Here is a 20,352-nt window from a genome sequence, read left to right as displayed (position 1 = left end):
CTGATTGGGAGCTGTTGAAGCACTGGTCTTAAGTTACCGTATTTTCCCCACAGTGCCTTTCCCATTGTGAACCGACGAAGGATATTCATTTATGGCTTTACGCAGAATCTTAGCAGTTGACGACGAACCATTTAATCTAGAAATCATTGAAGAGATTTTAGAAGACTTAGACTTTGAGTTAAAAACCGTTGAAAGCGGTCATGAATGTCTAGCTGTAGTTGAAGACTTTGACCCTCAAGTTATTTTACTTGATGTGAGCATGCCAAAAATGAGCGGCTATGAGGTATGTAAGGCAATTAAAGCCAATCCAAACACACAGCATATTATCGTTATGTTTGTGTCGGCAAGGGGCTCTGTTGAAGAGCGCATGGAAGGCTACTCAGTGGGTGCTGAAGATTATATTGTTAAGCCGTTTGGCCAAGGTGAGTTAAAAGCCAAGCTCACGCACTTGAATCAAATGCTACTAGAAAAAGATATTCTGGCTCAGCAAATTGAAGATGCAACCTCCACAGCATTTAGCGCCATGGCTAATAGCAGTGAAATGGGGCAAATCGTTACCTACATCGAGCAAATCGGTGAGATAGAAACAATCCCGCGACTGGCGGAAGCTTTATGTCAGTGTTTAAAGGGGCTGGGACTTAATTGTAACGTTGAGGTTCGGCTTGAGGGACAAAAGCATCACTTTGCCACTACGGGGATTTGCTCACCTATCGTCATTGAGTTATTTGAGATCTTACACACCAAAGGGCGATTACATGAATTTACTAACCGTATATTGGTTAACTATCCATTTTTGAGTATTTTGATCCTCAATATGCCGGGAGACGATCCAGATAAACACGGTAGATTGCGGGATCATATTTGCTTTATTGCCAGTGTAACGGAGCAACAGTTAATTGCCATTTCCACTAAACGCAAGCTGGTACAGCAACACGAGGACCTGGAAGAAGCGATAAAAATGGTGCAAGGTAAGTTTAACAGCATGGTGTCGCTGCTGGATAAAAATCGTCAAGAAAATGAAAAAGTGTTCCGCTCATTACAAGAGTTATTTGAAGAGCGCATTCCGACAATGGGCCTAGACGAAGATCAGGAGATGTTTATCTATCAAAACGTCGATAAAGCGATTCAAAGCTCAGTCGCAAGGGAAGAAAGTGTGCGAGAGGTGAAAACCGCTTTCCATGATATTGAAGAAGACTTAAAACTACTCTCGCGACGCTCAGAATAAACCCTACTTCCAATACCGCCGTAGGTCGCGCTTTAGCGCGACTTCTTTAGCTTTTATAGCGCAGCTTTTTTATCGTGATTCTCTCAACTCATTTGACCGTAGGTCGTGCTTTAGCGCGACTTCTTTATCGCGACAAATCAGCTAAGCGTCTCGTGGCAAGCCCTTTTCAATAATGCGGATCAACCTTGCTTTTTTGCGTTCATGTTGGTCTGACTTTTGTCTTTGTTGCTCCAGCGCCCAGTCGATATGCTCAATAACAAGGGGAGTGGCACTTTGACGCTTATCTTCCAGTGCTATAACGATAGCTTTATTGTATTGTGCATTGCCAAGGCCTACGGCTAAGTTTCGTAGCCAACGTTCATGTCCAATCCGACGAATGGGGCTACCTTCGGTGTTTTTCAAAAATGTTGCTTCATCCCAAGCAAATAAGCTCAACAATTGCTGATCTTTAAGTTGAGTTCGCGGCAAAAAGTCGGCTTCTTCCGTTATTTGACCATAGCGATTCCATGGGCAGACTAACTGGCAATCATCACAACCGTATATCCGATTGCCCATTTTTGCTCTAAATTCCTCTGGAATTGCGCCTTGAAGCTCTATGGTGAGATAAGAAATACAGCGTCTCGCATCAACGACATAAGGTTCAACGATAGCGCCAGTGGGGCATAAAGTTAGGCAGGCGGTACAACGACCGCAACCTTCTTCTTGGTTTGGTTTATCAATGGGAAGAGGAATATCAACAAACAGCTCACCCAAGAAAAACCAAGATCCCGCCTGCTTATTAATCACTAGACTGTTTTTTCCACGCCAGCCAAGTCCTGCTTTTTCTGCAATTTGTCGCTCTAGTACCGGGGCTGAGTCGACAAAAGGACGAAACCCTAATGTGCCGACTTCTTGCTCAATCTTTTGTCCGAGCTGCTTTAGCTTATTGCGCATTACCTTATGATAGTCTCGACCTAATGCATAACGAGAGATGTAAGCTGTGGTTTTGTTACCAAGCGCTCTGGCAAAGCTGGCATCGGGTGGCAGATAGTTCATTTTCACCGAAATAATACGCTGAGTGCCAGGAACCAGTTCTGCGGGGCGGGCACGCTTCATTCCATGCGCCGCCATGTAAGCCATTTCACCATGATAGCCTGCGTCTAACCAGCGCTGAAGTTGCGCTTCATGCTCGCGTAAATCAATGTCGGTTATACCGACTTCTGCAAAGCCAAGTTCTTGGCCCCATTGCTTAATTTGTGCTGCAAGTTCACTATAATTGATATTATCGGTCGTCACGGGAAGAAATAATGGCTAATGAATACACGGACAATTTACCACAATTTGCTTATTCAGCCCAACAAGTGCAGCAATATGAAGCAAAAGCTGCAAAGTTATCAGGCACAGATCTAAGTACTTTAATGAAGCGAGCAGGGACTGCTGCATTTCGCTTTATTGAAAACAGCCAGCCAAAATCCAGCCATATCTTAGTTATCACAGGTAAAGGTAATAACGCGGGAGACGGTTTTGTCGTTGCTCAATTATGTCAGCAGGCCGGATTTTCCGTCACCGTATTTGCGTTATTTGCACCCGAAAGCTTAACAGGCGATGCGCAGCAGGCATTTTCTCAATATCAAGGCGCATTGGTTTTTTCGTTGAACGAGGTAGAGTTAAGTCAGTTTACGGTGGTGGTTGATGGTGTGTTCGGCACCGGTTTTAGAGGTGAGCTGCCTGACCATGTTTGCCTTTGTTTTGACAAAATAAATAAACTGCCGGTTACTAGGTTGGCACTTGATGTACCGAGCGGTATAAATGCCACAACAGGAGAAGTTGCGGCCAGTGCATTTTTAGCTACCAAAACCATCACCTTTATCGCGTTAAAACAGGGCTTACTTAGCGGCTCAGCAAAGCGTTTTGTGGGAAAGTTATTGTTAGCCGATTTGGATGTTGGTGAAGCATTCAAAACCCTAGTAACGCCAACATCTAATTATTTAAATCATGAAACCTTCATGGCAGCAAGGCCGCAGCGAGCACTAGATAGCTATAAAAATGCCCATGGTCATGTGTTACTTATTGGCGGTAATCGTGGCATGGCTGGGGCAATTCGATTGGCAGCAGAAGCCGCTCTGCGAGCTGGGGCTGGCCTTGTATCGGTCGCTACTCATCCTGATAATATTGCGAGCGTCTTGCAGGGGCGCTTTGAATTAATGGTGCACGGTGTCGAGAGTGCGAATGAGTTATTGTCACTGATGAAAAAAGCCAGTGTGATAGTGTTTGGCCCCGGGCTTGGTCAAGACGCTTGGGCAAAATCACTTTTTAATTGTGCGATGGCAACTGAATTGCCGTTGGTTATGGATGCTGATGGACTCAATTGTTTAGCGCATGCACCGAGGCAAAAATCAAACTGGGTGTTAACGCCTCACCTAGGTGAAGCAAGGCGGTTATTGAGTCACTTAGAGACACCGCTAAATGAACATGACCGTTTCGCGGTGGCTAAAAAAATTAGCCATGAATATGGCGCTGTTACGGTACTAAAAGGGCCGGGCAGTTTGATATCTGAAGGTGAGCGGATAAATATTAATCGTTCAGGCTGCGCAGGAATGGCGAGTGCTGGGATGGGCGATGTTTTATCTGGTATCATAGGCGGTTTAATTGCCCAAGGGATGGAAGCATTTGCTGCAACAAACCTAGCCGTGTATATTCATGGTTTAGCTGCCGAGCAGGCCGCCCATGATGGCGAAAAAGGTATGTTGGCCGGGGATTTATTCGAACATATTCGAGGTATTTTAGGGTGACGACAGGTCATATGAAATTCGATTTGGCTGATGAGCCAGCAACAGTTGCCATGGGTAATAAAATTGCCAATGTTATTCGTCAAGGTGCGGTACTATTTTTACACGGTGATTTAGGCGCAGGTAAAACCACGCTCACTCGCGGGATCGTGCAAAGCCTTGGCCATTCAGGTAAGGTAAAAAGTCCAACTTATACCTTAGTTGAACCTTATGAACTGGATGATGTCTCAATATATCATTTTGATTTATATCGATTAGGTTCGCCTGAAGAGCTCGAATACATGGGGATCCGGGATTACTTTGCAAGTAATGCTATCTGTGTTGTTGAGTGGCCTGAAAAAGGTGAAGGCTTTATTCCAAACCCAGATATAGACGTCACAATGCAGTATGCTGGTGATGGCCGTCAAATTACACTTGAGGCCAAGTCTAGCCGCGGCGAGGCACTATTAAAACAATTACAAGATTATGCGTAATCAGCCGACTATTAGTTATATTTTCATTTTTATCTGCATGCTCTTAGCGAGCATGCAGAGCTTTGCCCAAAACGCCATCGAAAGTGTGCGTGTTTGGCCCTCCCCAGAAAGCACTCGTATTGTTTTTGATATGAGCGATAAGCCGGATTACAGCTATTTTGTGCTGAAAAATCCACTGCGCTTGGTGATCGACCTTGAAAACACCAAGCAACAAAAAGACTTTCCGAGTGTTCCTGACGAACATCGAGTTGTAAACAAGGTGCGCCACAGCAAACCAAAAAACAGCAATTCTGCACGGATTGTTGTGGAGCTAAGTCGTAGCGCTACGCCAAAAATCTTTGCGTTAGCACCAACCGGTCCATATAAAAACCGACTAGTTGTTGATTTGTATGGTAAGCAGATGAGTGCTTATGACGATACAAAAACGGCCACACCACGAAAAACACTGGCGCAAGACAGAGATATTGTCATCGCTATTGATGCCGGTCATGGCGGTGAAGATCCAGGCTCTATTGGACCTTCAGGTACTTATGAAAAGCTTGTAACCATTCAAATTGCGAAGCGTTTAGCACGCTTAGTCGATAGCCAACCGGGGATGAGCGCAAAGCTTATTCGTACTGGCGATTATTACCTCAAGTTGAATACGAGAACCGCAAGAGCGCGTGAAAGAAAAGCGGATTTCTTTGTGTCTATTCACGCAGATGCCTTCACCAGCCCTCAACCACGCGGTGCGTCGGTCTGGGTGTTATCACTGCGCAGAGCAAATTCTGAAATAGGTAAGTGGCTAGAAGACAAAGAAAAACACTCACAGTTATTAGGTGGTGCAGCCGATTTAATTAAAGATACGGCCAACGAAAAATATTTAGCCAAGGCGCTACTTGATATGTCAATGGAACATTCGATGAAAACCGGGTTTCAGGTCGCAGAAGAAGTCGTCAAAGAGCTGAAAAAAGTAGCAAAAATGCACAAAAGCAGACCGCAAGCTGCAAACTTTGGGGTACTAAAATCACCAGATATACCTTCGATCCTAGTGGAAACAGGCTTTATTTCAAACCCTCAAGAAGAAAAACTATTAATGTCTCCGCATTACCAAGAGCGTTTAGCTCGGGCTATTTTTAGTTCGATAAAGGGCTATTATGAAAAAAATCCACCGGATAACTCGCTATTTGCGCGTATGCAATCCAACAAGCCGGTGACGCATAAAGTAAAAAGTGGAGAGTCATTGAGTGTGCTGGCTAGCCGTTATGGCATTACGGTCAGTGAATTGAAAAAAGCAAATAACCTGAAAAACAATACCTTGTTTATTGGGCAAGTCTTAACTATTCCAAAAGCGTAAATGATGACGATAGAAATACTTCCAGCTCGGTTGGCCAACCAAATCGCTGCCGGTGAGGTGGTGGAGCGACCAGCGTCCGTTGTGAAAGAGCTGGTGGAAAACAGTATTGATGCTGGTGCGACGCGCATTCAAATAGATATTGAGCGTGGAGGACACAAGCTTATTCGGATCCGTGATAACGGTATCGGTATTGTTAAAGACGAGCTGATGTTGGCACTGTCTCGCCACGCGACGAGTAAACTGAAAAGCTTGGATGATCTGGAGTGTATTGCTTCGCTTGGCTTTCGAGGTGAGGCGCTGGCATCCATCAGTTCAGTATCGCGACTGACTCTGAGCTCTAAACCTCAAGCGCAAGAAACTGCTTGGCAGGCTTTCGCCGAAGGGCGAGATATGGCTGTGCAGGTTCAACCTACCGCGCACCCAGACGGTACCACCATTGAAGTCAAAGATCTGTTTTTCAACACGCCAGCGCGCAGGAAATTTTTACGTACCGAAAAAACCGAGTTTAGCCATATCGATGAACTGGTTAAGCGCATTGCATTGAGTCGTTTTGATGTTGCCATCACGCTCACTCATAACCAAAAGGTGGTTCGCCAATATCGCCCTCGCACTATTGAAAAAGGTGTTGAGCGAGTTGCGCAAGTTGGTGGTAAAGCATTCTTACAGCAAGCAAGCTTTATCGACTCAGGTCATGAGGGACTAAGATTATTCGGTTGGGTGTTACCTGCGGGGGTGAACAACGGCACACAATATACCTACGTAAATGGTCGTATGATGCGAGATAAGCTCATCTTGCATGCGATTCGCCAAGCATTTGATGAATCAATCGGGCATGAAGAGCTTCCCGGTTTTGTCATATATCTTGAATTAGATCCGAGACAAGTTGACGTTAATGTCCATCCCGCGAAACACGAAGTTCGCTTCCATCAAGCGCGCTTGGTTCACGACTTTATCGTACAAGCAATAAAGCAGGTCGCGACGGAGCAAATTGATTTACCTTGTGCAAGCGAGACCGAGACTCAAGCACCTGATATCGCATCGCCATTATTTACGCCCCAAGAACAGGTAGATGAAACCTATCATCAAAGTTACCGTTCAACCTTACAGCCCGAAACGCAAGCACAGGCCTATTCGGCTCCAAGTACCTTCGGCGAACGCACTGAGGCTTCAAGAGCTGCCTCAGGTGGCGGTCGAAGTAACTATGGCGGTGCAACAGGTGGTGGCAAAAAGCAGGTGAATGTAAACCAGCTCTATCAAGGACTATCACATCAACAGATGCAGCACTTCGATCAAATTGAAGAAGCTGCATTACCGTCAAATGAAGTAAGTAGCATCCCGATATCCGCCAGTAAATCTAGCTGGATGCTGTTGCCGCAAGGCAAAGTCATGCTTGAGCAAGATAATCAGTTGTTGTTTGGTGATTGTAGGCAAGGGCTGTTGCCATATTGGCAAATGCAAATTGAGCAAGATGGCACATTGCAAGGCAAAGCGCTGTTGTTACCTGTGCGCATCAAGTTAGATAAAGCCGCGCTGGAAGCATTGCAGCAGCGTGAAACTTGGTTGGCAATTTTAGGGTTTGCGATTGAAATTTTTGATGGCCATATTTTAGTTAAAAAGTTGCCTGTGTCGCTCTATAGCATAGATGTTGGTGAAATTTCTAAGCAAATGATGGAACCAAGCTCAGATGCTGAGCTCCAAGATTGGTTACAGTGGCTAGAAGTCTCAACACCCAGTAGCTATTTCGATAGCCAGCATTTTGATTTAGTTAAAGAAAAATTACTTTCAAAAGCCTCATGTTTGGCTCGTATTCATAAAAGTGCGGTTACAATTGATGCCCAGAAGTTGGTCAGTTTTTTAAGTTCGCAGTAATTCGTGCCTAAGTAGGTATTAATTACCATGTACTATCAGCTATAATACGAGATTAGTGCAGTTTATTAGTAGGTTAGATGTGAACAAGTTACCTGTCATTACCCTAATGGGACCGACAGCAGCGGGCAAAACCGCATTGGCCATAGAGTTATGCCAAGCGTTAAATACCGAAATCATCAGTGTAGACTCGGCGTTAGTGTACAAAGGGATGGATATCGGTACGGCAAAGCCGAGCGCACAAGAGCAAGCACAGGCACCACATCACCTAATTGATATTATTGATCCTGCACAAAGCTATTCGGTTGCTGAGTTTCGTGCCGATGCTATTAAACTAATTGATGATTTTCATCAGCGTGGCAAGGTGCCAATTTTAGTTGGTGGCACGATGATGTACTTTAAAGGCTTGATTGAAGGCCTGTCGCCATTACCAGAGGCTGATGCTGAAATCAGAGCGGTATTGGAGCGCGAAGCCGAACAAAAGGGTTGGCCTGCGCTGCATCAACAGTTAAAAGAGATTGACCCAGAAGCCGCGGCTAAAATCAGTGAAAACGATTCGCAACGCATCAACCGCGCTTTGGAAGTTTATCGCATTAGTGGTAAAACGATGACTCAATTGCAGCAAAGCAAACAGGATGCATTGCCGTATCAGTTTCATCAATTTGCGATTGCGCCAAATGACCGAAAAGTCTTACATGAACGTATAGAGAAAAGATTTAAAATAATGTTGGATGAAGGCTTTAAAAATGAAGTTTTGGCCTTATATCAACGTAAAGATTTACACCCTGATTTGCCTTCTATTCGCTGTGTCGGATATCGGCAAATGTGGGAGTATTTAGCTGGCGAGTGCGATTATAACGAAATGGTTTTCAAAGGCGTCGCAGCGACCAGACAACTGGCGAAGCGGCAATTAACTTGGCTGAGGGGGTGGCAAGATGTGACTTGGCTTGACACCGATAGTCAAGAAAACTTGCAACGTGTTCTAACTTCGCTAAGCTAATAGTAGTTGTTAAATCAGCGTGTTCTGATTAAATCAACGACCTGACATAATAACACCTAAAACGAAGGATAAGAAAATGGCAAAAGGCCAATCTTTACAAGACCCATTTTTGAATGTCTTGCGTCGTGAGCGCATTCCTGTCTCAATTTTTTTAGTGAATGGCATTAAATTACAGGGCAAGATCCAGTCATTTGACCAATTTGTGATTTTGCTTGAAAACACAGTAAACCAAATGGTTTACAAACACGCCATCTCCACTGTGGTTCCAGCTCGTGCGGTTAACTTCCAAAATGCAACTGGAAGTGAAGCGGGCGACCAAGGTGAAGAAGGTAATTATTAATTCTTATTAGTAGGAGCTTAATGCTTGTTTGACCGTTATGAAGCCGGCGAACAGGCAGTCTTGGTTCATATAGAATTTCCTCACGAAGGAGATCGCGAAGATCTACGTGAATTGGAAATGCTAGTTTCTTCTGCTGGTGTTAGTAGTGTGGCGGTTGTGCAAGGCAGCCGTCAAGCACCACATGCAAAGTTGTTTGTCGGAACGGGTAAAGCTGAAGAAATTGCCGAGATTGTCAACATCCACAACGCAGATGTCATCATATTTAACCACCAACTCAGTCCCTCACAAGAGCGCAATTTAGAACGCGTTTGTAAGTGCCGAGTGTTAGATAGGACAACGCTGATCTTAGATATTTTCGCGCAAAGAGCCCGTACCCACGAAGGTAAATTGCAGGTTGAGCTTGCTCAGCTAAGGCATATCTCTACGCGCTTAATTCGAGGATGGACGCACTTAGAAAGGCAAAAAGGGGGGATCGGCTTACGTGGTCCTGGTGAAACCCAATTAGAAACCGATAGACGGTTACTAAGAGAGCGAATTAAGAGTATTCGTAAACGATTAGACAAGGTAGCCGTTGTGCGTGAGCAAGGGCGTCGAGCGCGCAGTCGTAACGAGATCCCAACCGTTTCTCTAGTAGGTTACACCAATGCGGGTAAATCGACGCTGTTTAACAAAATTACGGATGCGGATGTATATGCTGCGGACCAATTGTTCGCAACGCTTGATCCTACGCTAAGAAAGATAGAAATCGATGATGTTGGCCCCGTTATCTTAGCAGATACAGTAGGTTTTATTCGTCATTTACCTCATGACTTGGTAGCAGCATTTAAGGCGACTTTAACAGAGACTCGTGAGGCAGATTTACAGCTTCATGTCATCGATGTTGCAGATCCGAGAAGAAAAGAAAACATAGAACAGGTACAATTGGTTCTAGAGGAAATTGAAGCCAATGACATTCCTCAACTTTTAGTCTACAACAAAATTGATCTAATGGACGAAGTTGCGCCTAGAATAGATAGAGACGATGAAGGAAAACCGATCAGAGTGTGGTTAAGCGCACACTCTGGAGAAGGGATTTCGTTGTTATTCGACGCCGTTAAAGAGTTGTTGGCAAAAACTGTTTTCACAGCTGAGCTTGCTGTCCCTCCTGCGCTTGGGCGTTTACGAGGTGCGCTATTTGAGCTTAATGCCGTGGATGAAAAAGGCTACGACGAGCAAGGCAACTGGCTTGTTTCGGTAAGAATGCCAAAAATCGAATGGGAAAAGCTCAATAAGGAATTCGGGCGAAATCTCAATGATTTGGTTGTTGGTAGTTAAAAATCGTCAATTTCGAGCGTATTTTTATATGAGAGTCGCTCGAATTTTGTTAGATTTAACCTAATTCATTTAAATAACAATGGAGTATAGCTATGGCCTGGAACGAACCGGGTAATAATGGCAATGATAACGATCCGTGGAAAAACCGCGGGGGGCGGGATCAAGGCCCACCTGATCTAGATGAAGTATTCCGTAAATTTGGTAATAAATTCGGCGGTATTTTCGGCGGTAAGCCGGGGAAAGGTGGTAATGGCGGATTAGGCGGTGCTGGTTTCGTCTTTATACTTATTATCGCAGCCATCGTATGGGCACTAAGTGGTATTTACACTGTAAAAGAAGCTGAGCGCGGTATCGTGCTGCAATTTGGTAAATTTGACCGTATTGCTGAGCCGGGTCTGCGTTGGAAAGCCACGTTCATCGAGCGTGTTATTCCTGTAGATATTGAAGCGGTACGTTCATTGTCGGCTTCAGGCTTTATGCTTACGGAAGACGAAAACGTAGTAAGCGTTGAGTTTGAAGTGCAATATCGTGTTGTTGATCCAACACTTTATCGTTTCAGTGTGACCGATGCTGACCACAGCTTACAACAAGCGCTAGACAGTGCTCTGCGTTATGTTGTGGGTCATGCTCGCATGGACCAAGTGTTAACTACGGGTCGTGAAGTGGTTCGTCAGCGCACTTGGGAAGAGCTAAACAGTATTATCGAACCATACAACCTTGGTTTGATTGTTACGGACGTTAACTTTAAAGATTCTCGTCCACCAGCAGAAGTAAAAGACGCATTTGATGATGCGATTGCTGCACAAGAAGACGAAGAGCGTTTCATTCGTGAAGCAGAAGCTTATGCAAGGGAAATTGAACCGCGTGCGCGTGGTCAAGTGACTCGTATGACGCAAGAAGCAGAAGCTTATCGCGAACGTATTATCCTTGAATCTCGAGGTGAAGTAGAGCGCTTTGAAAAGCTACTTCCTGAGTACCAAGCAGCAAAAGAAGTAACGCGTAAACGTTTATATATTGATGCAATGGAGCAGATTTTGGGCCGAAGCTCAAAGGTATTGGTTGATGTTGAAGGTGGTAATAACATGTTGTATCTACCACTTGATAAGATTATGCAATCCCATAACAACGCTTCGTCACCAGTACGTTTGCCAAATCAGAGCGATATTGAGCAGCTTCGTAGAACGATTGAAGGTACTCAACAGCAAAATAGTTCTGTCAATTCAGGCGGCGATAGATTTAATCGCGACAGATTTGGTAACGGGAGATAATCAATATGAAGAATTTTAGTCTACTTCTATTAGTCACTGCCGTGATCATGTCGTTTTCTGGTATCTTTGTAGTAAACGAAGGTCAAAGAGCAATTGTACTGCTATTTAGTAAGGTACAAAAAGACGCGAATGGCGATGCTTTGGTGTATGAACCTGGTCTTCACCTGAAAGTGCCTTTCTTTAGCCAAGTACGTAAATTAGACGCACGTATCCAAACCCTAGATGGTCAACCTGATCGCTTTGTAACCAGTGAGAAGAAAGATCTAATCGTGGATTCTTACGTGAAGTGGCGCGTGAATGATTTTAGTGCTTATTACCTACGTGCGCGTGGTGATAAGCAGTATGCGGAAACGCTACTTAAGCAAAAGGTGAACAACGGTCTAAGAACAAACTTCGGTTCGCGTACTATTAAAGAAATAGTATCTGGTGAACGTAGCGAGCTAATGGAAGAAGCGTTAGTTCAAGCGTCGGAAAGCGCGAGTGAGCTTGGGATTGAAGTGCTGGATGTCCGTGTTAAGCAGATTAACTTGCCTAACGAAGTAAGCAGCTCAATCTACCAACGTATGCGTGCTGAGCGCCAAGCTGTGGCAAAAGAGCACCGTTCAGAAGGTCAAGAAAAGGCGGAGACCATCCGCGCTGATGTTGATCGTCGAGTGACAGTCATGCTTGCAGATGCCGAGCGTAATGCTCGCGCGGTTCGCGGTCAAGGTGATGCAACGGCGGCAAACATTTACGCTAAAGCATATAATAAAGACCCTGAGTTTTTCGGGTTTGTTCGTTCGCTTGAAGCATATAAAAATACCTTTAAAGATAAGAATGACGTTATGGTGTTATCACCGGACAGCAAGTTCTTTGATTATATGAAGGATGCAAAAGCTCAATAAGATGATGCTTTTGAGATGATTGTAAAACCCCGCCAGCCAGCGGGGTTTTTTATTGGCGCGATATGGCCACAACGTTAGACGATGAAATCCCATGAGTAGCCGCGATCTTTCATACCGCAAAAAACACACCGTAGCAGCGACTTTATGTCGCGAAAAAGCACACGTAGCAGCGACTTTATGTCGCGAAAAAGCACACAGTAGCAGCGACTTTATGTCGCGAAAAAGTACAACGTGGCAGCGACTTTTTATCGCGAAAAAGCACACAGTAGCAGCGACTTTATGTCGCGAAAAAGCACACCGTAGCAGCGACTTTATGTCGCGAAAAAGCACACGTAGCAGCGACTTTATGTCGCGAAAAAGCACACCGTAGCAGCGACTTTATGTCGCGAAAAACACACCATAGCTGCGACTTTTTGTCGCGAAGAAACACTCTATAACAGAGCCTTTATACCGCGAAAAAACACATCGTAGCAGCGCCTTTATGTCGCGAAGAAGCACACCGTAGCAGCGACTTTATGTCGCGAAAAAGTACACCGTAGCAGCGACTTTATGTCGCGAATAAACAAATCGTAGCAGCGGACTTTATGTCGCGATAAAACATGTCGTAGCAGCGACTTTATGTCGCGAAAAACACACCATAGCTGCGACTTTTTGTCGCGAAGAAACACTCTATAACAGAGCCTTTATACCGCGAAAAAACACATCGTAGCAGCGACTTTATGTCGCGACTAACAATAAAAAAGCGGCCAATAGGCCGCAGTTAGGAAGTGAATTGGTAGTAGTCTATTAAAATAACAAACTCTTAAAACACGTATTTCACTGAAAGTTGCAGTCTGTCTAAATCACCTTCGAGGCCACTTTCTGTTTCCCGAGTACCCATTTTATATTCAGCACCAAAGGTAAGTTTTTTCACGGGTGAATAAAGTAGGTTTGCGCTGTAACTCATACTTGATTTTGTCGGATCGCCAGTCACCGCCAGCAAATCGCTTTCGTTATCAGCATTGAAGAAAGAGTATAAGAATGTTGAACGGAATTGTTCATTCCAGCTATGTTGATAAGCAATAAAGCCCGATGTCGAGTCAATTGCATGTAACGAGTTACCGTCGTATACCGCGCCATTAGCAACGTTTAGGCCTACGTAACGACCAAGCCCTTGACCTTGGGTCAGCATAAATTTCAAGTTATTGTCACCAAAATTAACACGACCAGACGCACTAACCCCAAATGAGCTTTCAGACTCATCAGCTCCACCGACTTTATAGGTAATTTGGCGCGCAAGTGCCGCTACCGCAATATGACCCCAATCAGCATTGTGTGTGTAACGTGCAGTGAAATCAGGCATGCTAGCGTCATCAGTGACGACACGGCCACTATCTGCAGTGGTAACTGTGCTTTCTGGGTTTTCAATAGAGAAAGACCAGTTTCCTGTGGTGTATTTAGCCATGGCTTGGCGTACGAAAACGGTACCTTCAGCTGGGCCGACGAAATCTAAAGTCTCTGGTAGCGCACTAACATTTTGGAAGTTTGACCAAGCCTGACCGAACAAGAAGCCCTTGTAACTCACAAAGGCCTGACGAATACGAGGTGAGTAGGAGTTACTAACACGCTCATTTCCTCCAGATGTAGAAATAAAGTCTAGCTCGATTTTAGTCTTGATACTGCTGCCATCGTCAAGCTTAGTATCGGTCCCGAAGCTAAAGCGAGATTGACGAGCGTGCATATCAAATACAGCGTCGCTATCTGAGTTAACCCCGACAGGAGTCGTACCAGGAACGTAAAAATCTCGACCTATATTTTGCGCACCCAACGCGCCGTCAGAAAAGTCACTCCAAATGGCATCAAGCTTGATATAACCACCATAGTTAACTTTTGTATCGCCAATCTCTGCCGCAGTGGCAGGGAGAGCGCAGAGACTACTGATAGCAACTGCGAGCAGTTTTTTATTAATGTTATTCGTTGTCATAATCCAGTTCCTCAATAGCTGTGCTTTGCAGTTGGCAGCAGCCGATATTCATATTAATCATCACTAACTGTTGTTTAAGGTTGGTTTTTACTCAATTACCTATTGGTCTATTAGACTAAGGTGGCATACGGTAAATGAGTAGAAGATAAGGCGATCATAACGTTTGTATTAAATTAGGTACAACCGGTAAGTTGTATGAAACTTTTACGTTTACAGGTGTTCTACAACTAAGGTCTAATACTTAAACACCCAAGGCTGGGTGATCCTTAGGAAAAGCGTGTCTAGCAGACCTAGACCTCTAAATATAATGGAGATGACTATGTCACAGAGCATTTATCCAGTTCCTGAAAAAATCAAGAACGCAGCATTAATCAACGACGAGCAATATCAAGAACTATATCAAAAGTCGGTTGATGACCCCGCAGAGTTTTGGAAAGAGCACGGTCAACGTTTAGATTGGTTCAAACCCTACAGTAAAGTTAAAAATACCTCATTCGACAAAGGCCATATCAATATTAAATGGTATGAAGACGGCGTACTAAATGCCTCTTACAACTGTATCGATAGACACCTTGAAAAGCGCGCCGATAAGGTTGCATTGATTTGGGAAGGTGATAACCCAGAACAAACAGAAAATATTACCTACCAACAACTACATGATGAAGTCGCAAAGCTTGCCAATGGCCTCAAGAGCCTAGGAGTTGCAAAGGGTGACCGCGTCGCTATCTACATGCCGATGACTCCACAAGCAATTTATGCCATGCAGGCCTGTGCAAGAATCGGTGCTATCCATTCCGTTGTGTTTGGGGGCTTTTCACCTTCAGCGATTGCAGATCGCATTAAAGATTCTGGCGCCAAAGTTGTCATCACCTCAGATGAAGGTCGTCGCGGTGGTAATTGTGTGCCGCTTAAGGCAAATGTTGATGAAGCGGTAGCGCAAGCTGGCGTCACCACTATCGAGCATGTGGTTGTACACCAATTAACAGGAGGCGATGTTGAATGGAATGCTCACGATGTCTGGTGGCATGAATTAGTTGCTGATAAACCTGCCGAATGTGAACCTGAAATGATGAATGCGGAAGATCCGCTCTTTATTCTTTATACCTCGGGCTCTACCGGTCAGCCGAAAGGGGTAGTGCATACTACGGGTGGATACCTAGTGTATGCATCAATGACCCATGAGTATGTATTCGACCTTCAAGAAGATGATATTTACTGGTGTAGCGCGGATGTGGGCTGGATCACGGGTCACAGTTATATTGCTTATGGTCCGCTAGTAAATGGTTGTACTCAAGTTGTATTCGAAGGCGTGCCAACTTATCCAACGTCTGGTCGCATGGGTGAAATCGTTGATAAACATGGCGTTACTATCCTTTATACTGCGCCTACCGCGATCCGTGCTCTGATGGCAAAAGGTGACGAGCCGACAGCAAGTTCCAAGCGTGATAGTTTACGTATTTTGGGTTCGGTGGGTGAGCCAATTAATCCAGAGGCTTGGTCTTGGTATTATGAGCAAATTGGTAATAGTGACTGTCCTATCGTAGATACTTGGTGGCAAACCGAAACGGGCGGCATCATGATCACGCCACTACCTGGGGCTACTGCACTTAAGCCGGGTTCTGCGACCCGTCCATTCTTTGGTATTGCTCCTGCACTGTTTGACGCGGAAGGCAATACGCTGACAGGCGCGACCGAAGGTAATCTGGTGATTTTGGATAGTTGGCCTTCACAAGCCCGTACGGTTTATGGCGACCATGAGCGCTTTGAACAAACGTACTTCTCGGCTTATCCGGGCGTTTATTTTACGGGCGATGGTTGTCGCCGTGATGAAGACGGTTACTACTGGATCACCGGTCGCGTGGATGATGTACTTAACGTTTCAGGTCACCGCCTCGGTACTGCTGAAATCGAAAGTGCGTTAGTCGCTCACGAAGCGGTTGCCGAAGCGGCTGTGGTAGGCTATCCACACGATATTAAAGGCCAAGGGATCTATGTCTATATCACGCCAAATGAAGGGGTAACGGTATCTGACGAGTTAACTAAAGAGGTGAGAAATTGGGTGCGTAAAGAGCTAAGCCCAATTGCAACCCCTGACATGATCCAATGGTCTCCAGGTTTACCTAAAACCCGTTCTGGTAAAATCATGCGCCGTATTTTGCGTAAGATTGCGGCCAACGAGTATCAACAGTTAGGAGATACTTCTACACTTGCCGATCCAAGTGTGGTTGATGAATTAATCGAGAATAGATTGAATCGTTAACTGAATAACTTGAATTGCGACCTAATATAAACATACTATAACGGCTGTTATCTTTACGATAACAGCCGATTTTTTAGGAGCATAGCATGTATCAGTTTTTAATCGCGGATGATCATCCTCTATTTCGAGAGGCGCTTAAGGGGGCTCTAAAAGCGCAGTTTGAAGGATTAGAGGTATTCGAATCTGAAAACTTTGACACTACGCTCTCGGTCTTACAACAACAAGAAGAACTAGACCTACTCCTGCTCGATTTACATATGCCGGGCAATGGTGATTTATATGGACTAATTCGGATCCGTGAGGATCACCCAAGTCTTCCAGTTGTTGTGGTTTCGGGAAGCGAAGACCTTTCTATCATTTCTAAAGTGATGGGATACGGCGCGATGGGTTTTATCCCAAAAGCGGCGTCAGTAGAACAAATTACCGAAGCCATAGAGCAAGTGCTTGAAGGTGACACGTGGTTGCCTGAAGGCATGAAAGACAAAGTGGCTGAACTGGAAGGGGAAGACAAAGAGCTTGCCCAACAAGTGGCCTCGCTCACGCCGCAGCAATATAAAGTGCTGCAATATTTACACGAAGGTTTACTGAATAAGCAAATTGCCTACGAGCTAAATATTTCAGAGGCAACGGTGAAAGCACATATCACCGCTATCTTCAGAAAGTTGGGTGTCTATAACCGTACTCAAGCCGTATTGATCGCTTCAAAACTACAACTAGAACCTATCGAAGCGAATGACTAACTTCGCATCATTGCTTGCAAGGTGCTTACCTTGCAAGCAGCACTGCTTTAGCTTAACTCTCTAAACGCCTGACTTAGTCCCTCTATTGTTAGCGGATACATTCTGTCTTGCATTAATTGATTTATTAGCTCTATCGAATGGTAATAAGACCAATAGCTTTGCGGCTGAGGGTTAAGCCAAGCCACCTTACTAAAGTGATTGGTTAAACGATTCAGCCAAGTAGCTCCTGCTTCTTGATTCCAATGCTCTACACTACCGCCGGGATAGGTGATTTCATAGGGGCCCATTGTCGCGTCACCAACAAATATTAGTCGATAGTCTGAGCCGTAACGGTTAATTAGCTGATAAGTATCAAGCAACTCGCTGTCACGACGGTCATTATCGTGCCAAACATGTTCGTACACACAATTATGAAAGTAAAAAAATTCAAGGTGCTTAAATTCACTGTGTGCGGCACTAAAGAGTTGTTCACAAAGCTGGATATGGTCATCCATAGAGCCGCCAATATCAAACAGCATCAATACCTTCACTGAGTTATGTCGCTCAGGAGCCATTTTCACATCCAGCATGCCGCCTTGTCTTGCGGTAGCGCAAATGGTTTCATTAAGATCGAGCTGATCGCTTGCTCCACTGCGCGCAAATTTACGCAATTGCTTGAGTGCAAGCTTAATATTGCGGCTGCTGATGTCAGTATTGCTATCGAGATTACGGTATTGCCTTTTATCCCAGACCTTTACTGCTCGGCGATGACGGTTTCCATCTTGGCCAATACGGATCCCTTCAGGATTATAGCCGTAAGCGCCAAAAGGCGAAGTGCCACCTGTACCAACCCATTTATTACCACCTGCGTGACGTTTTTGTTGCTCTGCTAAGCGTGCTTTTAACGTTTCAAGGAGCTTATCGAGTCCACCCATGGCGTTAAGTTTGGCTTTTTCTTCTTCAGACAACGACTTCTCAAACTCTTTACGCAACCAATCCTCTGGTAATTGCTGCTGTTGAAGTTGTGAGAAGAGGTCTATTGATTCTATCCCCTCAAAATAATCAGCAAACGCACGGTCGAATTTATCAAACAAGGTTTCATCTTTCACGAAGATGGTTTTTGCCAAAAAGTAAAAGCCGTCCAGATCGGCAAAGCAAACTTCTTTATCCAGCGCCTCTAAACAGTCTAGTAATTCGCGCAGGCTCGCTTTGATACCGTAACGTCTAAGGGTGAGTACAAAATCGATGAGCATGATCAGCGGCGGCTCATAAAGGCGAGCTTCTCAACCAAAGAAACATCTTGCTCGTTTTTAAGTAGCGCACCAAATAACGGCATTAGGCCACCTTGGTTAGATTTGTCATGCAACGCCTCAGGGGAAATATCTTCCGCTAATAATAGTTTTAGCCAGTCGAGTAATTCACTCGTGCTTGGCTTTTTCTTTAGGTTTGGTGTGTCGCGTAATTGGAAAAAGCTTTCGAGTGCCCGTTGGACTAAATTCGCTTTAATATGTGGAAAATGCACGTCTACAATCTGCTGCATCTCTTCTTTGCTCGGAAAGTCGATGTAGTGGAAAAAGCAGCGGCGTAAAAAGGCATCTGGCAGCTCTTTTTCATTGTTTGAAGTGATAATAACGATGGGGCGCACCTTTGCCTTTATTTGCTCGTTAGTTTCGTAAACGTGAAACTCCATTTTATCGAGTTCTAACAGTAGATCATTGGGAAACTCAATATCGGCTTTGTCGATTTCATCAATCAGCAGAACGGGGCGTTTTGTGGCGGTAAAGGCCTGCCACAGCTTACCTTTGATGATGTAATTGCCAACGTCATTAACGCGAGGATCGCCAAGTTGACTATCGCGTAAACGCGAGACCGCATCGTATTCGTACAGGCCTTGCTGGGCTTTGGTTGTTGACTTTATATGCCATTGGATTAGTTCGGTATCTAAACTTCTTGCCAGTTCTTCGGCGAGTAAGGTCTTGCCTGTGCCTGGTTCACCTTTAATGAGGAGTGGTTTTTCTAAAACGATGGCCGCATTCACGGCCTGTTGTAGAGCAGAGGTAGCAATATATTGATCAGTACCTTTAAACATAGTTCAACTTCTTGTGGTCAGATGAGATAGACTTATCTTGCCACAATCAGCTTTTCGCTGCCAACCCCGCTTCGGTTTCGATTAAGGTGAAGCGGGGCATCGCTTCGCCTTCGACCATAACGTCTTCTAAAAACATTTCAAGCGGTCGAACCCAAAAGCTCATATCTCCATATAGGGTTTGATAAACCACTTGTTTCTCTTGCGTTTCACTGTGCGTTGCCAAGGCGTGCACTCGATATAATTTTCCTTTGTAGTGGCGGTAAATTCCAGGTGTGATATCCACTAATTCAAGCTCCAAAAAATAAAAGCCGTACGTGACGGACTGAAATGTTATAATCCGTGCCATTAAGACTGAAGGTGTTTAAAGATGAATTATATTGCGCTGGACGATTATAAGAAAGCTTGGGTTTTCAAACATAAAGATCTTCCAATCGAAGAATCCGACCTGGCATTGATAAAACCGATGTCAGCGGCGCGCGCTGCGGTGCTTTGGAGCACTATGGTAAGCAACGAAAAAGATCACCCTGATTTCTTTGATAAAACAGATTGGGTTGGTAAAGCGGACTCATGGCAAGAAACCCTCAATTGGGAGCAGCCGTGGGAAGCAGGAGAAGCGTTTCCTGAAACTATCGAGCAATTTCTTGATTGGCAAGCCAATACCACTGTGTATTTTTGTCTTTCTCGAGATGATGTGATCGAGACCCGTTTTGACGTGTTTAAGCGATGTTGGCAGAACTTTATGTTTTTGACTGACGGTAGTTTCTTAATAGGAAAAAAACGCAGTTCGGTAGTACAATTTATGGCTGAGGGGCAAGCAAAATTAGGAACCAAGCCGTAAGCAAGTACA

Annotated in this window: 19 protein-coding genes; 14 read left to right on the top strand and 5 right to left on the bottom strand. The window is 44.7% G+C overall.

The genetic code is table 11. From position 1 onward, the window contains the following. Positions 1-91 precede the first annotated feature (91 nt). On the top strand, positions 92-1,225 hold the full coding sequence (locus EXT47_RS13750; protein ID WP_045988582.1) for a PleD family two-component system response regulator: 1,134 nt from the start codon (positions 92-94) through the stop codon (positions 1,223-1,225). Between the two features lie 141 nt (positions 1,226-1,366). Here the strand turns inward: EXT47_RS13750 and queG are convergent, their stop codons facing one another. Next, a complete protein-coding gene (gene queG / locus EXT47_RS13745; protein ID WP_130126830.1) occupies positions 1,367-2,500 on the bottom strand; it encodes a tRNA epoxyqueuosine(34) reductase QueG in 1,134 nt (377 codons plus the stop codon). An 11-nt stretch (positions 2,501-2,511) separates the two neighbouring features. On the opposite strand from queG, the gene EXT47_RS13740 reads away from it, so the two are divergent. The 10 genes from EXT47_RS13740 to EXT47_RS13695 all read left to right on the top strand — a co-directional run bounded on the left by EXT47_RS13740 (position 2,512) and on the right by EXT47_RS13695 (position 12,844). Then, on the top strand, positions 2,512-3,996 hold the full coding sequence (locus EXT47_RS13740; protein ID WP_130126829.1) for an NAD(P)H-hydrate dehydratase: 1,485 nt from the start codon (positions 2,512-2,514) through the stop codon (positions 3,994-3,996). Then, positions 3,993-4,466, top strand: coding sequence for a tRNA (adenosine(37)-N6)-threonylcarbamoyltransferase complex ATPase subunit type 1 TsaE (gene tsaE / locus EXT47_RS13735; protein WP_010605655.1), 474 nt, complete (start codon positions 3,993-3,995; stop codon positions 4,464-4,466). The genes EXT47_RS13740 and tsaE overlap by 4 nt, the downstream gene beginning before the upstream one ends. After that, the gene (locus tag EXT47_RS13730) at positions 4,459-5,802 is read left to right on the top strand and encodes an N-acetylmuramoyl-L-alanine amidase (protein WP_130126828.1); all 1,344 of its coding nucleotides are present in this window, start codon (positions 4,459-4,461) and stop codon (positions 5,800-5,802) included. Before tsaE ends, EXT47_RS13730 begins: the two co-directional genes overlap by 8 nt. Positions 5,803-5,805: 3 nt before the next feature. After that, the gene (mutL, locus tag EXT47_RS13725; RefSeq protein WP_226899381.1) at positions 5,806-7,671 is read left to right on the top strand and encodes a DNA mismatch repair endonuclease MutL; all 1,866 of its coding nucleotides are present in this window, start codon (positions 5,806-5,808) and stop codon (positions 7,669-7,671) included. Positions 7,672-7,777: 106 nt separating this feature from the next. Next, positions 7,778-8,668 carry a tRNA (adenosine(37)-N6)-dimethylallyltransferase MiaA gene (miaA, locus tag EXT47_RS13720; RefSeq protein WP_226899384.1) on the top strand — a complete coding sequence of 297 codons (891 nt, stop codon included), beginning with the start codon at positions 7,778-7,780 and terminating at the stop codon, positions 8,666-8,668. A 76-nt stretch (positions 8,669-8,744) separates the two neighbouring features. Beyond that, positions 8,745-9,008 (top strand): RNA chaperone Hfq, encoded by a 264-nt coding sequence (gene hfq, locus EXT47_RS13715; protein ID WP_010377383.1) that lies wholly within the window; start codon positions 8,745-8,747, stop codon positions 9,006-9,008. A 24-nt stretch (positions 9,009-9,032) separates the two neighbouring features. Beyond that, positions 9,033-10,322, top strand: a complete 1,290-nt coding sequence (gene hflX, locus EXT47_RS13710; RefSeq protein ID WP_010605651.1) for a ribosome rescue GTPase HflX — start codon at positions 9,033-9,035, stop codon at positions 10,320-10,322. A gap of 92 nt (positions 10,323-10,414) precedes the next feature. Beyond that, entirely contained in the window at positions 10,415-11,590 is a 1,176-nt protein-coding gene (gene hflK, locus EXT47_RS13705; protein ID WP_039494418.1) for an FtsH protease activity modulator HflK, read from the top strand. Between the two features lie 5 nt (positions 11,591-11,595). Further along, the gene (hflC, locus tag EXT47_RS13700) at positions 11,596-12,474 is read left to right on the top strand and encodes a protease modulator HflC (protein ID WP_039494419.1); all 879 of its coding nucleotides are present in this window, start codon (positions 11,596-11,598) and stop codon (positions 12,472-12,474) included. A 91-nt stretch (positions 12,475-12,565) separates the two neighbouring features. Beyond that, positions 12,566-12,844 (top strand): hypothetical protein, encoded by a 279-nt coding sequence (locus EXT47_RS13695; RefSeq protein ID WP_039494421.1) that lies wholly within the window; start codon positions 12,566-12,568, stop codon positions 12,842-12,844. Positions 12,845-13,276: 432 nt separating this feature from the next. Here EXT47_RS13695 and EXT47_RS13690 read toward each other — a convergent pair whose 3' ends face one another. After that, on the bottom strand, positions 13,277-14,437 hold the full coding sequence (locus tag EXT47_RS13690) for a DcaP family trimeric outer membrane transporter (RefSeq protein WP_039494423.1): 1,161 nt from the start codon (positions 14,435-14,437) through the stop codon (positions 13,277-13,279). 319 nt (positions 14,438-14,756) lie between these two features. Here EXT47_RS13690 and acs point away from each other — a divergent pair, with 319 nt between their 5' ends. Beyond that, entirely contained in the window at positions 14,757-16,697 is a 1,941-nt protein-coding gene (gene acs, locus EXT47_RS13685) for an acetate--CoA ligase (protein ID WP_017217030.1), read from the top strand. Positions 16,698-16,783: 86 nt separating this feature from the next. Then, positions 16,784-17,437 (top strand): response regulator transcription factor, encoded by a 654-nt coding sequence (locus EXT47_RS13680; protein ID WP_010377395.1) that lies wholly within the window; start codon positions 16,784-16,786, stop codon positions 17,435-17,437. A gap of 47 nt (positions 17,438-17,484) precedes the next feature. Here EXT47_RS13680 and EXT47_RS13675 read toward each other — a convergent pair whose 3' ends face one another. The 3 genes from EXT47_RS13675 to EXT47_RS13665 are packed head-to-tail and all read right to left on the bottom strand — an operon-like array spanning position 17,485 to position 19,788. Further along, positions 17,485-18,669: a VWA domain-containing protein gene (locus EXT47_RS13675; RefSeq protein WP_130126825.1), complete on the bottom strand. Its 1,185-nt coding sequence runs from the start codon at positions 18,667-18,669 to the stop codon at positions 17,485-17,487. A 2-nt stretch (positions 18,670-18,671) separates the two neighbouring features. Further along, on the bottom strand, positions 18,672-19,505 hold the full coding sequence (locus tag EXT47_RS13670) for a MoxR family ATPase (RefSeq protein ID WP_130126824.1): 834 nt from the start codon (positions 19,503-19,505) through the stop codon (positions 18,672-18,674). A 46-nt stretch (positions 19,506-19,551) separates the two neighbouring features. Then, positions 19,552-19,788, bottom strand: a complete 237-nt coding sequence (locus EXT47_RS13665) for a DUF1653 domain-containing protein (protein ID WP_130126823.1) — start codon at positions 19,786-19,788, stop codon at positions 19,552-19,554. 84 nt (positions 19,789-19,872) lie between these two features. Between EXT47_RS13665 and EXT47_RS13660 the strand changes: the two genes are divergently transcribed. After that, a complete protein-coding gene (locus EXT47_RS13660) occupies positions 19,873-20,343 on the top strand; it encodes a DUF2947 domain-containing protein (protein WP_045962078.1) in 471 nt (156 codons plus the stop codon). The last annotated feature ends 9 nt before the right edge of the window (positions 20,344-20,352 follow it).

Source organism: Pseudoalteromonas sp. CO342X (genome assembly GCF_004208915.1).
In the GTDB taxonomy this organism is placed as follows: Bacteria; Pseudomonadota; Gammaproteobacteria; order Enterobacterales; family Alteromonadaceae; genus Pseudoalteromonas; species Pseudoalteromonas maricaloris.
The sequence above is the reverse complement of the archived record's forward strand: the minus strand, read 5'-3'. Positions and strand labels throughout refer to the sequence as shown.